Below are 14,181 nucleotides of genomic sequence, written 5' to 3'. Positions count from 1 at the left end.
AATCCGGTTCCGTAGTGGCCTATTTCTGCTCGCTCTGCGGTGTCACCCGCAGCACTTCTTCGAGGGTGGTCAGCCCCGCCGCAACTTTTTGCGCACCCGACAGGCGCAGGCTGCGCATGCCTTCCTTGAAGGCTTGCCGGCGGATGGCGGTGAGGTCGGTGTCGGGGGTGATGAGCGCTTTGAGGCTATCGCTCAACTGCATGATTTCGTAGACCCCGGCGCGTCCGCGATAACCGGTGTCGCGACACTCCAGGCAACCGATAGCGCGTTGCGCATTGCCCGGCAGCGGCGCCTGCCAGGGCCGGGTCAGGGTTTGCCAGTCTTCCTCTTCCAGCGTCAGCGGCGCCTTGCAGTGCGGGCACAGGGTGCGCACCAGACGCTGGGCCATGACCCCGAGCACCGTGGCTTTAATCAGATAGTGCGGCACGCCGAGTTCCAATAGCCGACTGATCGCGCTGGGGGCATCGTTGGTGTGCAGGGTCGACAGCACCAGATGGCCGGTGAGAGCAGCCTGAATCGCCATTTCTGCGGTTTCCAGGTCACGGATCTCGCCGATCATGATGATGTCCGGGTCCTGCCGCATCAGCGCACGCACGCCGGCGGCGAAGCTCAGGTCGATGTTGTGCTGCACCTGCATCTGGTTGAACGCCGGCTCGACCATTTCGATCGGGTCTTCGATGGTGCAGAGGTTGATCTCCGGCGTCGCCAGTTTTTTCAGCGTGGTGTAGAGCGTGGTGGTCTTGCCCGAGCCGGTTGGTCCGGTGACCAGAATGATGCCGTTGGGCTGACGGGTCATGTCCTGCCAGCGGCGCAGGTCATCGGCGGAAAAGCCCAACTGATCGAAGTCCTTGAGCAGCACTTCCGGGTCGAAGATCCGCATGACCATTTTTTCGCCAAACGCGGTGGGCAGCGTTGAGAGCCGCAGCTCCACCTCGCCGCCGTCCGGGGTTTTGGTCTTGACCCGGCCGTCCTGGGGTTTGCGCTTCTCGGCGACGTTCATCCGCCCGAGGCTTTTCAGGCGACTGACGATCGCCATGGTCACCTGCGGCGGGAATTGATAGACGTTGTGCAGCACGCCGTCGATGCGGAAACGCACGGTGCCCTGTTCGCGGCGCGGTTCGATGTGGATATCGCTGGCGCGCTGCTGGAAGGCGTACTGGAACAGCCAGTCGACGATGTTGACGATGTGCGCGTCGTTGGCGTCCGGTTCCTGATCACTGGCGCCGAGGTTGAGCAGTTGTTCGAAGTTGCCGAGGTTGCCGTTTTGCTGATCGGCGTTGTTGGCGCCGCTGACCGATTTGGCGAGGCGGAAGAACTCGACGCTGAAGCGCTGGATATCCACCGGGTTGGCGACGACCCGTTTGATCGGCAGCTTCAGCACGTGGGTCAGGTCAGCCTCCCAACCGGTGACGTAGGGCTGGGCGCTGGCCACGACCACCGCATCGCGGTCGACCGCCACCGCAAGAATCTTGTGCCGTTGGGCAAAGGCGTAGGACATCAGCGGGGTGATTGCGGCTACGTTGATCTTCAACGGGTCGATGCGCATGTACGGCTGGCCGGCCTGCTGCGCCAGCCACAGGGTCAGGCTTTCCAGATCCAGATGTTTACCTGGACGGCTGAGGTCATCCAGCTGCTGGCTGGCAATGAACTCCAGCGGATGTTGCTGGCCGTGGGTCGCGTGGCGGCGCCGGGCGTTGAGCGCCTGCTCCGCCGAGTCCTGGCTGATAAAACCCTGGGCGACCAGTTCACGCAACACATCGTTGAGATCCAGCCAGCGGTCCTGAGTGGCGAGTTGAACGGACATGCGGGCTCCTTTTGAACGACTGTGCGCAAAGGATAGTCGTGGCCCCGCAGACTGTTGGGCCACTACCCGACAAAGCCGTTGCCGGATTTGTCAGCCGGACGCCTGGGCTGGCGCAGCCCACGCCGTGTCGGCGTCTTGCAGGTTCACCGAGCAGACGCTGATCAGGTTACGAAGTTTTTCCGCAATCACCTGGGCGCGATGCCAGCTCAGTCCGTCGATGGTGATATCGACCGACAGCAGATCGTCCAGACGCTCGGCGTTGACCTTGACTGGCGTCAGAAATTGCAGCGCAAACAGGTTCAGCACCCGCACCAGCAGATCCGGCTCGGCCTCGGCAAGCAGTTGATAACGCGCGCAGCAGTGCGCGTTGTTGACGTTCCACACATCGGCGCGGGGCGCGGGGGTATTCACGGCTTCGAGGTGAGGCATGTCCGGTCTCCAGAGTCAGTGGAGGAATTTTTACATTCGATGCCGGGCATTTCTTGTCTAAAATGAGCGGATTCGCGGATTGCTCGACTGGAACGATTCGCAGAATGATCATTTTGAGGATTGATTATGCATAGCGAGCTCGACAGCTACGACCGGCGGATTCTCGCCCTGCTGCAAGAGGACGCGTCACTGTCCAGCGCGCAGATCGCCGAGCAGGTGGGACTGTCGCAGTCGCCGTGCTGGCGGCGGATTCAGCGGATGAAGGAGGAGGGGATCATTCGCGGGCAGGTGACCTTGCTTGATCGCAAGAAGATCGGCCTGAACACGCAGATCTTCGCCGAGATCAAACTCAACGCCCACGGGCGTTCGAACTTCACCGAATTCACCGAGGCGATTCGCGGCTTTCCGGAAGTGCTGGAGTGTTATGTGCTGATGGGCGCGGTGGACTTTCTGTTGCGGATTGTCGCGGCGGACATCGAGGCGTATGAGCGATTCTTCTTCGAAAAGCTGTCGCTGGTGCCAGGGATTCAGGAGGTGAACTCGATTGTGGCGCTGTCGGAGATCAAATCCACGACCAGCCTGCCAGTCTTGCGCTGATCCTTTTGTGGCGAGGGGATTTATCCCCGATGGGTCGCGAAGCGGCCGCCGCTTAGTTGAAAGCAGGGACTGTTGCGCAGTCCATCGGGGATAAATCCCCTCACCACACAGTCATCACATGCGCAGCAGCATTTTCCACGCACGATTCTGATAAACCGCAATCGCCTGCTGCTTGCGCGCATCGAGCAGTTCGTCAGTGATCGTCGGCTCGTTGGCCAGTTGCGCCAGTTTGTTCAGCTCGCCGTACAGGCGATCCATTTCCGGGATTTCCAGCACGTTACGCGCGTGGTGCAGCCAGACCTGGATGCGTTCGATGCGCGGCAGTTGCTCGGCCAGATCTTCCGGCTGCTGCTGATAGCGCTGCAGTTGCAGGGACGTGGCTTCTTCGCCGAGCATGCGCGGCAGCCAGCTGTGCAGTTGCGCGGCGCCCTGGCGGTTGCCGCGGGTGTTGCGCTCGGCGGCCCAGGTACGGGCCAGCAGCCAGCGCGAAACCGTCAGCGAGAACAGGCCCCAGCGCGGGTCTTCCAGCTCTTCAAGGAACTGCTCCGGCGCGGCCTTGCGCACGTCTTCGTCTTCGATACCGACCTGAACCAGTGGGCGCCAGTCTTCCAGCAGTGCATCCAGCGCCACGCGCAGGTCGTGAGTGGCCGGACGCGGTGCGGCCTGGCCGAGGCTGCTGAGCAGGGCGCGCATTTCCGCGAGGTTCTCGACCCAGTCCTGCAGCAGGCGCCAGTGGCCGTTGAAGCGATATTGTTCGGCCAGACGCTGGCTGCTGCCGAGCAAGTGCCAGGCCAGCGCGGCGAAGGCGTCGTCGAGTTGGGTTTCCGGGGTCAGTTGCGGCGCGGGCAGGCTCAGCGAGTAGCTGTTGGCGTCGTACAGACGGTAGCCGCGCTCGGCCTTGCTGATGTCGCACGGCATCAGGGCCAGGGTTTCGGCCAGTTCGGCGGCCAGTTCCAGCAACGCGGCAGGCTCACCTTCGCGCAGTTCCAGTTCCAGCTCGCAGATTTCTTCTTTCTGTTTGCCGACCACCACGTGACCGAGGTCCAGCGCGGCTTCGATCACCACTTTGGCCTTGCCGCGGCCCCAGGCGATTTCCGCGCGCTCGCGGACGAAATCGGTGGTGAAGATCGGCTTCAGGGTTTTCTTGTCCAGCTCGGCCAGCGACTCGGGCCAGCATTCGCCGTCGAGTTTCTTCACGTCGAGCTTGGCTTTGGGCAATTTCCAGTCGTACTCATTACGCTCGGACAGACCGGCCACGCTCTGGCCGCGGGTCTTGAGGGTCTGAATCACTTCGTCACCGTCCTTGCGCAGACGCAGGGCGACTTTGGCCTGAGCCAGATCGCGCTCAGGGGTATCGAAGTACTGGTTCATCAACTCACGGCGTTCCCAGCCATTTTTGTTGCGTTTTTTCAGTAGCGGGTGCTCGCGCAGGGCAGCGAGGGTTTCGCGGCTGACGCGGAGTTTGATTTCGGTTTCTTTCTGCATGGCCGGAAAATCCAGGATCGGGAGCGCAGCCGGGGGAATGTGTGGCTGCCAAGGCCGTGCAGTGTACAGGACTCAAACTTCCTACGCCCTGCGGCGGTTTATTCCGAGCGCCGGATGGCTCTATGATGGACTTCAAATCGGGAGTTGGAGTCAGCGATGCCTTTGCCATCCATGCAAGACCAGTTCGCGGCACTGATCGCCGCACCGTCGGTCAGTTGCACCCAACCGAGCCTGGATCAGTCCAACCGGGCGGTGATCGATTTGCTTGCCGGCTGGCTGGGGGATCTGGGCTTCAGCTGCGATATCCAGCAGGTCAGCCCCGGCAAATTCAACCTGCTCGCGAGTTTCGGCAGTGGCCCCGGCGGCCTGGTGCTGGCCGGGCACAGCGATACCGTGCCTTATGACGATGCGCTGTGGCAGACCGATCCGCTGAAACTCACCGAAGTCGATGGCCGCTGGGTCGGGCTGGGCAGTTGCGACATGAAGGGTTTTTTCGCGCTGATCATCGAGGCCGTGCAGCCGCTGCTCGACCAGCCGTTCAAGCAACCGCTGCTGATCCTCGCCACCTGTGATGAAGAGAGCTCGATGTCCGGTGCCCGGGCGCTGGCCGAGGCCGGCAAGCCACTGGGCCGTGCGGCGGTGATCGGCGAGCCGACCGGGCTCAAGCCGATCCGCATGCACAAGGGCATCATGATGGAGCGCATCGATATCCTCGGGCAGAGCGGCCATTCGTCGGATCCGCGCCTGGGCCACAGCGCCCTCGAAGCGATGCACGATGCCATTGGCGAACTGCGCGGTTTGCGTCTGTTGTGGCAGCGTGAATTCAACAACCCGCAGTTCAGCGTGCCGCAACCGACCATGAACTTCGGCTGTATTCATGGCGGCGACAATCCGAATCGCATCTGCGGCCAGTGTTCGCTGGAGTTCGATCTGCGCCCGTTGCCGGGCATGGACCCGAAAGTCCTGCGTGCGGAGATTCTGCGCAAGCTCAATCCGGTTGCGGAACGTCATCAGGTGAAGATCGACTACCAGCCGTTGTTCCCGGAAGTGCCGCCATTCGAGCAGGCCGAAGACGCCGAATTGGTGCGCATCGCCGAAAAGCTCACCGGCCACAGTGCCGAAGCAGTAGCGTTCGGCACCGAAGCGCCTTATCTTCAGCGCCTTGGCTGCGAAACCATTGTGCTCGGCCCCGGCGACATTGCGTGTGCGCACCAGCCCGGCGAATACCTTGAAATGTCACGTTTGCAGCCTACCGTGCATCTACTGCGGCAGTTGATTGAACATTACTGCCTGACAACTGACGAACGATGATCAACCCCTGTGGGAGCGAGCCTGCTCGCGAAAGCGCCATTCCAGACACCTCAATGTCGACAGATACACCGCTTTCGCGAGCAGGCTCGCTCCCACAGGAGGTATGTGTTTTATCCGATCAAACGCTGTAAATTGCCAGCACCCCAACCCGTATTCATGAGGAGAGCGCGCGTGTCGCCAAGCCTGTTCCGACGATAACCATCAGCCCGCTGTGCGTTTTCCGTTTCGCCCTTATTTCCGGCTGCTATTTATTACAGGCCCAGGTTCATGCCCGAATACGTCAATTGGCTTCGTCACGCGTCCCCTTACATCAATGCCCACCGCGACTGCACCTTCGTCGTCATGCTGCCCGGCGACGGCGTGGAGCATCCGAATTTCGGCAACATCGTCCACGACCTGGTGCTGTTGCACAGTCTCGGCGTGCGTCTGGTGCTGGTCCACGGTTCGCGCCCGCAGATTGAAACCCGCCTCGCTGCGCGCGGCCTGACCCCGCACTACCACCACGGCATGCGCATCACCGATGCGGCGACCCTGGAGTGCGTGATCGACGCGGTCGGTCAGTTGCGTATCGCTATCGAAGCGCGGCTGTCGATGGACATGGCCTCGTCGCCGATGCAGGGCTCGCGCTTGCGGGTGGCCAGCGGCAACCTTGTGACCGCGCGGCCGATCGGCGTGCTTGAAGGTGTCGACTATCACCACACCGGTGAAGTGCGCCGGGTCGATCGCAAAGGCATCAATCGTCTGCTCGACGAGCGTTCGATCGTGCTGCTGTCGCCGCTGGGCTACTCGCCGACCGGGGAAATCTTCAACCTCGCCTGCGAAGACGTCGCCACCCGCGCCGCCATCGACCTCGGTGCCGACAAGCTGCTGCTGTTCGGCGCCGACCTCGGTCTGATCGACGAGAACGGCAAACTGGTGCGCGAACTGCGTCCACAGCAGGTGCCGGCGCATCTGGCGCGTCTGGGCAGCAACTATCAGGCGGAACTGCTGGATGCCGCTGCCGAGGCTTGCCGTGGCGGTGTCGCGCGCAGCCATATCGTCAGCTACGCCGAAGACGGCGCGCTGCTGACCGAACTGTTCACCCGCGACGGTGGCGGTACGCTGGTCGCTCAGGAGCAATTCGAACTGGTGCGCGAGGCGGCGATTGAAGACGTCGGCGGTTTGCTCGATTTGATCAGCCCGCTGGAAGAGCAGGGGATTCTGGTGCGTCGTTCGCGCGAAGTGCTGGAGCGCGAGATCGAGCAGTTCAGTGTGGTTGAGCGTGAAGGGATGATCATTGCCTGTGCGGCGCTGTACCAGATTGCCGATTCGGATGCCGGTGAGCTGGCGTGCCTGGCGGTGAATCCGGAGTACCGCCACGGTGGTCGCGGCGATGAGCTGCTGGAGCGCATCGAGACCCGTGCCCGGGCGCAAGGGTTGAAGACTCTGTTCGTTCTTACCACCCGTACCGCGCACTGGTTCCGCGAGCGCGGGTTCGAACCTAGCAGTGTCGAGCGTCTGCCGGCGGCGCGGGCGTCGCTGTACAACTATCAGCGCAACTCGAAGATCTTCGAAAAGACCCTCTGAAGATTAGCGAAGGACTTTTGTGGCGAGGGGATTCATCCCCGATGGGCCGCGCAGCGGCCCCCGCTTCAGCAAAAGCAGGGGACTGCTGCGCAGTCCATCGGGGATGAATCCCCTCGCCACCTATTCAATTGTTTTCGGTTACAAACTTCGCACTGACGTACGGCGAGTAGTCCGGCAGCACCGTCTCGACCTTGCCCTGTTCCTTCAAAAACTTCGCCGTCTCACCAATCGCTTTCGCCGTGCCGCCGTCCAGCAGTGCGGTGGATTGCTGTGCCTTGGCATCCGGGAAGGCTGAACCGGCCAGCAGTTCCGGTACATCGGCGGCATTGGCACCGGTCAGTTTGGCGATTTTCTGAACCGGCGCCGAGTCAGCCGTCCAGCTGTCTTTATGCGCTGCGTAATCGGCAAATGAATCCAGCGTGACTTTGGCAAACTTCGCGACGACGTCAGGATGCTTCTCGGCGTAGTCCTTGCGCGCGACCCAGACTTCGAAGGTCGGTGCGCCCCATTGGCCGACTTGAGCGGCATCGGTCAGGGTCTTGCCGGTCTTGCGGATTTCCCCCAGCGCCGGCGACCAGACGAACGCGCCATCGATATCCCCACGCTTCCAGGCTGCTGCGATTTCCGCCGGCTGCAGGTTCACCACTTTGACTTTGCTGGTGTCCAGACCCCAGTGCTTGAGTGCGCCGAGCAAGCTGTAATGGGAGGTGGAAACAAAGGGCGTGGCGATGGTCTTGCCGACCAGGTCCTGCGGGGTGTTGATCCCGCTGCCATTGCGCACCACCAAGGCTTCGGCGGCATTGATCTGTGCTGAAACAATGAAGGCGACGATTGGTAGATTGCGTGAAGCGGCCGCTGCCAGAGGGCTGGAGCCGAGGTTGCCGATCTGCACATCGCCGGAGGCAATGGCTGTCACAACTTCCGGGCCACTATTGAAGCGTCGCCAGTCGATCTTCTGGCCGATGGTTGTTTCGTAAGTACCGTCGGCCTGGGGCACTTTGCTCGGGTCGATCCCGGTTTGATAACCGATGGCGAGGTTGCCAGCGTGCGCGGAAAAACAAATCAGCGCTGATACACAAACTGTAACAAATTGACTAGATAGTGCGCGTTTAGCCATCATGGCATCGCCTTTTCGATAGGGTTTGACGAATTGGGGTTGCGCCAAAGCTAATCGATATAAAAAAAGGCTAACAAATACCATTTAGGAATGAGCTTAGTCGCCGATACGTTGTATCCGGGCGAAGATGGCTAGATAGTGGCCATATTCCCGAATGATATGAAAAAGAATGAATAAATTCTTTTTGGGTTTATCAGGAAATCTTTACTCTGCACGGACCAAATCACTGCGATTAGACCTTGGTCGTAGACACACAAGGTTACGATTGACTTGTCAGTCACGGTCTGGCGCTAATCGCGCATCTTAGGATCCAGGGCATCAGACCCCGGGCCAGGAACACAAGAATTAGAAACGAGAGGAGCTTTACATGAACAAGTCCACCTTGGCCCTGGCTGTGGCCGTAGGGGTTATGGCGCAGCAGGCAGGCGCCGCCGGTTTCATCGAAGACAGCAAAGCCACTCTGGGCTTGCGCAACTTCTACATCAATACTGACAACCGTGACAGCGACGTCAACGCTCCTGCCAACAAGCGTGCAGGCGTGCAGAGCAAGCAAGAAGAATGGGGCCAAGGCTTCGATCTGCGCTTCATCTCCGGTTACACCCAAGGCACTGTGGGTTTCGGTATCGATGCGATCGGCCTGTTGGGTGTGCGTCTGGATTCCGGTGGTGGCACTAACGGTGCTTCCCCGGCGACACCGACTAACTACGGTTCCTACGGCGGCACTGTTTTCCCAAGCAAATCCAATGGTGAAGCGGTTGATAACTTCTCCAGCCTGGGTCTGACCGCCAAGGCCAAGATCTCCCAGACCGAACTGAAGCTGGGTACTTTGCAGCCTAAAAACCCGGTTATCGTCACCAACGATGGTCGTCTGTTGCCGCAAACTTTCCAGGGTGGCCAGATCACTTCGGGCGAGATCAAGGATCTGACCCTTGTGGGCGGCCAGATCGAGCACGTAAAAGGTCGTAACTCCAGCAACAACGAAGAACTGTCGATCGCGGGTGCCAACGGCCGTACTGCGTCTGGCCGTGACAGCAACAAGTTCATCTATGCCGGCGGTGACTACAAGATCACTAAAGATCTGACCGCTCAGTACTACTACGGCAATCTGGACCAGTTCTACAAGCAACACTTCCTGGGCCTGGTTCACAACTGGGCAATCGGCCCGGGCGTATTGAAGTCGGACTTCCGTTACTTCAACAGCCGTGACGATGGCGCTAACGGTCACGATGCCAACTATTTCACCTCCGGCGATTACGGTACTGGCGTCACCAAAGGCAAAGTCGACAACAACCTGTACAGCGGCTTGTTCTTGTACACCGTTGAAGGTCACACCTTCGGTGGCGGTTATCAGGTCAGCAACGGTAACAGCGACTTCCCTTGGCTGAACCAGGGTGACGGTTCGTCGAACTACACCATTACCGACATGCAGATCCAGAAGTTCGGCCGTGCTGGCGAGCGCACTTGGCAGGCTCGCTACTCGTATGACTTCGCTAAAGTGGGCATCCCTGGCCTGACAGCCGGTCTGATTTACCTGCGTGGCGATAACATCGATACCACCGGCAAAGTTGGTTACAACCAAGTTACCGTCAACGCCACTGGCCGCTCCGAATGGGAACGCGACCTGACCGTTGGTTATGTCGTACCAGAAGGTCCGCTGAAGAACCTGGGCCTGATGTGGAAAAACGCTACCTGGCGCAACGACGTCCCAGGTCAGCGCGACCAGGATGAAAACCGCCTGATCGTCAGCTACTCGATCCCGCTGCTGTAATAGCGCGTCTCGATTCGCTGATGTAAAAAAGCCCCGTCCGGCATCGCGCCGGACGGGGCTTTTGCATTTTCGGGTCAGGCTCACCCCCGTAAGCCTGTTCCGAAATTCCCTCTTTTGCAGCTACTCAAGGCCTTCTCGAACCTTGAGGGCGATGTTCGTCGCGATGCGGGCGAGCGTCCAGTGAACGATGTTTAATATTCATTTAAATTCTAAATATCTGCTTATTTATTCTTTTTCATGATGTCGAATCCCGAGCTACAGTTGAGTTCTCCAACAACTCATCAGGAGCAGCACCATGAGCCTCAGACTCGGCGACATCGCCCCCGACTTCGAACAGGATTCCAGCGCCGGCAAGATTCGTTTCCACGAGTGGCTGGGCGATAGCTGGGGCGTGCTGTTCTCCCACCCGGCGGACTTCACGCCGGTGTGCACCACCGAGCTGGGCTTTACCGCCAAGCTCAAGGATGAGTTCAGCGAGCGCGGCGTCAAAGCCATCGCGCTGTCGGTCGACCCGGTGGACTCGCACCACAAGTGGATCGAAGACATCAACGAAACCCAGAACACGATCGTCAACTTCCCGATCCTGGCCGATGCCGACCGCAAGGTTTCAGACCTTTACGACCTGATCCACCCCAACGCCAACGACACCCTGACCGTGCGCTCACTGTTCGTCATCGACCCGAACAAGAAGATCCGCCTGACCATCACCTACCCGGCGAGCACCGGGCGCAACTTCCACGAGATCCTGCGGGTGATCGATTCGCTGCAGCTCACCGACAACTACAAGGTGGCAACTCCGGCCAACTGGCAGGACGGTGAAGAGGTGGTGATCGTGCCGTCGCTCAAGGACGAGGAAGAGATCAAGCGGCGCTTCCCCAAAGGCTATCGCGCGGTGAAACCATACCTGCGCCTGACGCCGCAGCCGAATAAGTGAATCAGTGAGATTGGCGGTGTAGCCACCACCGACATTGCGAGCAGGCTCACTCCTATATTTGAAATGCGTTCCCCTGTGGGAGCGGGCTTGCTCGCGAAGACGCCAGTCCAGGCAACACAGAATTGAGAATCCAGAACCACAAAGCAGGGGATTTCAGGCCGTTTTCACGGCCTGTTTTTTTGCCCGGAACAAAGCAAATCGCATATCTCTTAAACGCATAACCAAATGAATAAATATGATTTATGGATATATAAATCAGCTGGTAAGGTCACTCCCATCGAAGCGAGATCGCAACCCGCGAATCGCCTGTAACGCTTAAGGAATTGTCTGAATGCTGGTCGTCTCACTCGGTGGCAGTCCCAGCCAGCGCTCCCGCTCAGGAGTGTTGCTTGAGCGCTCGCAACGCTGGTTGCAGGCGCAAGGGGTGGAAGTGGTGAGTTATCAGGTGCGGGACTTCCCGGCCGAAGATTTGCTCCACGCCCGCTTCGACAGCCCGAAGGTGCTCGACCTGCTGGCGCAGATTGAAAACGCTGACGGTCTGCTGATCGCCACGCCGGTGTACAAGGCGTCGTTTTCCGGGGCGCTGAAGACCGTACTCGATCTGCTGCCCGAACGCGCCTTGAACCACAAGATTGTTCTGCCGATGGCCACCGGCGGCAGCATCGCCCACATGCTGGTGGTCGATTACGCGCTCAAGCCCGTGCTGTCGGCATTGAAAGCCCAGGAAATGCTCCAGGGCATTTTCGCCGAGGACAGCCAGATCGCTTATGGCGAAGGCAGCGCCCAGGCGCAACTGGCGCCAGCGCTGGAACAGCGTCTGCATGAAGCGCTGGATCAGTTTGTCACTGCCATGGCTCGCCGGCCGAAACCGCTGGAGCCGGGCCTGTTGAATGAACGTTTATTGAGTGCTCGCTGGAGCATTTGAGCCTTACCCGAATTTGCTCCACTCACCTTACTCAGCCGCTAACGGCCAAGCAGGTGCAGCCAAAACCCAACAGCAAAAAGGAGAGCGCTATGCGCACTGTATTTTTGCGTCGTGGTCTGGTCGCTCTGTTTGCTGCGGCTGTGTCCTTCGGCGCCATTACTCAAGCTCAAGCCGAGACATTGCGGATCGGTTATCAGAAGTACGGCACGCTGGTGCTGCTCAAGGCCAAAGGCACTCTGGAAAAGCGTCTGGCCGCCCAAGGCGTGGACGTGCAATGGACTGAATTCCCCGGCGGCCCGCAGCTGCTGGAAGGCCTGAACGTCGGCTCGATCGACTTCGGCGTGACCGGTGAGACTCCGCCAGTGTTTGCCCAAGCGGCGGGCGCTGATCTGCTCTACGTTGCCTACGAACCGCCAGCGCCGAACAGCGAAGCGATCCTCGTACCGAAGGATTCGCCAATCAAATCGGTAGCGGATCTGAAGGGCAAGAAAGTCGCCCTGAACAAAGGCTCCAACGTGCACTACCTGCTGGTGCGCGCACTGGAAGATGCCGGTCTCAAATACTCCGATATCCAGACCGTGTTCCTGCCGCCGGCCGATGCCCGCGCTGCGTTCGAGCGTGGCAGCGTCGATGCCTGGGTAATCTGGGATCCGTACCAGGCCGCTGCCGAGAAACAGCTGCAAGCGCACACCCTGCGTGACGGCAAAGGCATCGTCGACAACCATCAGTTCTACCTCGCGACCAAACCTTACGCGCAGAAAAATCCCGAGGTGATCAAGACCCTCGTCGAAGAAGTGCGCGCCGTCGGCGAGTGGTCCAAAGCCAATCCTGAAGACGTGACCCAACAGGTCGCGCCACTGCTCGGCCTGCCGGCGGACATCACCCTGACCTCGGTGAAACGCCAGGGCTACGGTGCGTTGTTCCTGACCCCGGACGTGGTCGCCGCGCAACAGAAAATCGCCGACACCTTCTACCAGCTCAAGCTGATTCCCAAGCCGTTGAGCATCAAGGATGTGATCTGGACACCTCCGGCCGCTGTGGCCCAAAGCTCGGTTAGCCAAACCCAGTAAATCGAATCCCCAAGGAGACCACTCCATGAGCCTCAACATCTTCTGGTTCCTGCCTACCCACGGCGACGGCCATTACCTTGGCACCGCCGAAGGCGCCCGCGCCGTTGACCACGGTTATCTGCAACAGGTCGCGCAAGCGGCGGATCGTCTGGGCTTTGGCGGCGTGCTGATTCCCACCGGCCGTTCCTGCGAGGACTCGTGGCTGGTCGCCGCGTCGCTGATCCCGGTGACCCAGCGTCTGAAGTTCCTTGTCGCCCTGCGCCCCGGGATCATTTCCCCGACGGTGGCGGCGCGGCAGGCAGCGACGCTGGATCGTCTGTCCGGCGGTCGTGCGCTGTTCAACCTGGTGACCGGTGGCGATCCGGAAGAGTTGGCCGGTGATGGTCTGTTCCTCAACCACGAAGAGCGTTATCAGGCCTCGGTGGAATTCACCCGCATCTGGCGTCGGGTGCTGGAAGGCGAAACCGTTGATTACGACGGCGAACACATCAGCGTGAAGGGCGCCAAACTGCTCTATCCGCCGATCCAGCAACCGCGTCCGCCGCTGTACTTCGGTGGATCTTCGGAAGCGGCGCAGGATCTGGCTGCCGAACAGGTCGAGATGGTGCTGACCTGGGGCGAGCCGCCAGCCGCAGTGGCCGAGAAGATCGAACAAGTGCGCGCTAAAGCGGCAAAGCTCGGACGTACTGTGCGATTCGGCATTCGTCTGCATGTGATCGTGCGCGAAACCAACGCCGAAGCCTGGCAAGCGGCCGACCGGCTGATTTCGCATCTGGACGACGACACCATCAAACGTGCGCAAGCATCGCTGGCGCGCTTCGACTCGGTCGGTCAACAACGCATGGCCGCGTTGCACGGCGGCAGTCGTGACAACCTCGAAGTCAGCCCCAACCTGTGGGCCGGCGTCGGCCTGGTGCGTGGCGGTGCCGGTACCGCGCTGGTCGGCGATGGTCCAACCGTGGCCGCCCGCGTGAAGGAGTACGCGGATCTGGGTATCGACACCTTCATCTTCTCCGGTTATCCACACCTCGAAGAATCGTACCGCGTCGCTGAACTGCTGTTCCCGCACCTCGACATCGAGCGTCCGGAACTGCCGAAAAGCGCCGGTTATGTCAGCCCGTTCGGCGAGATGGTGGCCAACGACATTCTTCCCAAAGCCGCGTCGCAGAGCTGAG

The 14,181-nt window shown here is 60.2% G+C and carries 12 protein-coding genes; 8 read left to right on the top strand and 4 right to left on the bottom strand.

The features are described 5' to 3' along the window. Nucleotides 1–19: 19 nt before the first annotated feature. Complete coding sequence (locus HDC30_RS11070) at nucleotides 20–1,804, bottom strand: GspE/PulE family protein (protein WP_027610501.1); 1,785 nt, start codon at nucleotides 1,802–1,804, stop codon at nucleotides 20–22. Between the two features lie 90 nt (nucleotides 1,805–1,894). Further along, nucleotides 1,895–2,233 (bottom strand): hypothetical protein, encoded by a 339-nt coding sequence (locus tag HDC30_RS11065; protein WP_183782956.1) that lies wholly within the window; start codon nucleotides 2,231–2,233, stop codon nucleotides 1,895–1,897. Nucleotides 2,234–2,359: 126 nt separating this feature from the next. On the opposite strand from HDC30_RS11065, the gene HDC30_RS11060 reads away from it, so the two are divergent. After that, nucleotides 2,360–2,830 (top strand): Lrp/AsnC family transcriptional regulator, encoded by a 471-nt coding sequence (locus tag HDC30_RS11060; RefSeq protein ID WP_007951785.1) that lies wholly within the window; start codon nucleotides 2,360–2,362, stop codon nucleotides 2,828–2,830. A gap of 114 nt (nucleotides 2,831–2,944) precedes the next feature. Here HDC30_RS11060 and HDC30_RS11055 read toward each other — a convergent pair whose 3' ends face one another. Further along, nucleotides 2,945–4,315, bottom strand: coding sequence for an inorganic triphosphatase (locus HDC30_RS11055; protein ID WP_103368201.1), 1,371 nt, complete (start codon nucleotides 4,313–4,315; stop codon nucleotides 2,945–2,947). A 156-nt stretch (nucleotides 4,316–4,471) separates the two neighbouring features. Between HDC30_RS11055 and argE the strand changes: the two genes are divergently transcribed. Next, nucleotides 4,472–5,626: an acetylornithine deacetylase gene (argE, locus tag HDC30_RS11050; RefSeq protein ID WP_183782953.1), complete on the top strand. Its 1,155-nt coding sequence runs from the start codon at nucleotides 4,472–4,474 to the stop codon at nucleotides 5,624–5,626. Between the two features lie 267 nt (nucleotides 5,627–5,893). Next, entirely contained in the window at nucleotides 5,894–7,192 is a 1,299-nt protein-coding gene (gene argA / locus HDC30_RS11045) for an amino-acid N-acetyltransferase (protein WP_095137611.1), read from the top strand. 124 nt (nucleotides 7,193–7,316) lie between these two features. Here the strand turns inward: argA and tauA are convergent, their stop codons facing one another. Further along, nucleotides 7,317–8,312, bottom strand: coding sequence for a taurine ABC transporter substrate-binding protein (tauA, locus tag HDC30_RS11040; RefSeq protein ID WP_183782951.1), 996 nt, complete (start codon nucleotides 8,310–8,312; stop codon nucleotides 7,317–7,319). Between the two features lie 364 nt (nucleotides 8,313–8,676). Between tauA and HDC30_RS11035 the strand changes: the two genes are divergently transcribed. From HDC30_RS11035 to ssuD, 5 genes are all read left to right on the top strand, one after another. Next, the gene (locus HDC30_RS11035) at nucleotides 8,677–10,077 is read left to right on the top strand and encodes an OprD family porin (protein ID WP_183782949.1); all 1,401 of its coding nucleotides are present in this window, start codon (nucleotides 8,677–8,679) and stop codon (nucleotides 10,075–10,077) included. 295 nt (nucleotides 10,078–10,372) lie between these two features. After that, nucleotides 10,373–11,011 carry a peroxiredoxin gene (locus HDC30_RS11030; protein ID WP_183782947.1) on the top strand — a complete coding sequence of 213 codons (639 nt, stop codon included), beginning with the start codon at nucleotides 10,373–10,375 and terminating at the stop codon, nucleotides 11,009–11,011. A gap of 331 nt (nucleotides 11,012–11,342) precedes the next feature. Further along, a complete protein-coding gene (gene ssuE / locus HDC30_RS11025; protein ID WP_098966158.1) occupies nucleotides 11,343–11,936 on the top strand; it encodes an NADPH-dependent FMN reductase in 594 nt (197 codons plus the stop codon). An 89-nt stretch (nucleotides 11,937–12,025) separates the two neighbouring features. Continuing rightward, nucleotides 12,026–13,006, top strand: coding sequence for a sulfonate ABC transporter substrate-binding protein (locus tag HDC30_RS11020; RefSeq protein WP_027610509.1), 981 nt, complete (start codon nucleotides 12,026–12,028; stop codon nucleotides 13,004–13,006). A 25-nt stretch (nucleotides 13,007–13,031) separates the two neighbouring features. Further along, nucleotides 13,032–14,180, top strand: a complete 1,149-nt coding sequence (gene ssuD, locus HDC30_RS11015; protein WP_003229262.1) for an FMNH2-dependent alkanesulfonate monooxygenase — start codon at nucleotides 13,032–13,034, stop codon at nucleotides 14,178–14,180. The last annotated feature ends 1 nt before the right edge of the window (nucleotide 14,181 follow it).

It is taken from the genome of Pseudomonas sp. JAI115, from assembly GCF_014200835.1.
Taxonomy (GTDB): Bacteria; Pseudomonadota; Gammaproteobacteria; order Pseudomonadales; family Pseudomonadaceae; genus Aquipseudomonas; species Aquipseudomonas putida_A.
The sequence above is the reverse complement of the archived record's forward strand: the minus strand, read 5'-3'. Positions and strand labels throughout refer to the sequence as shown.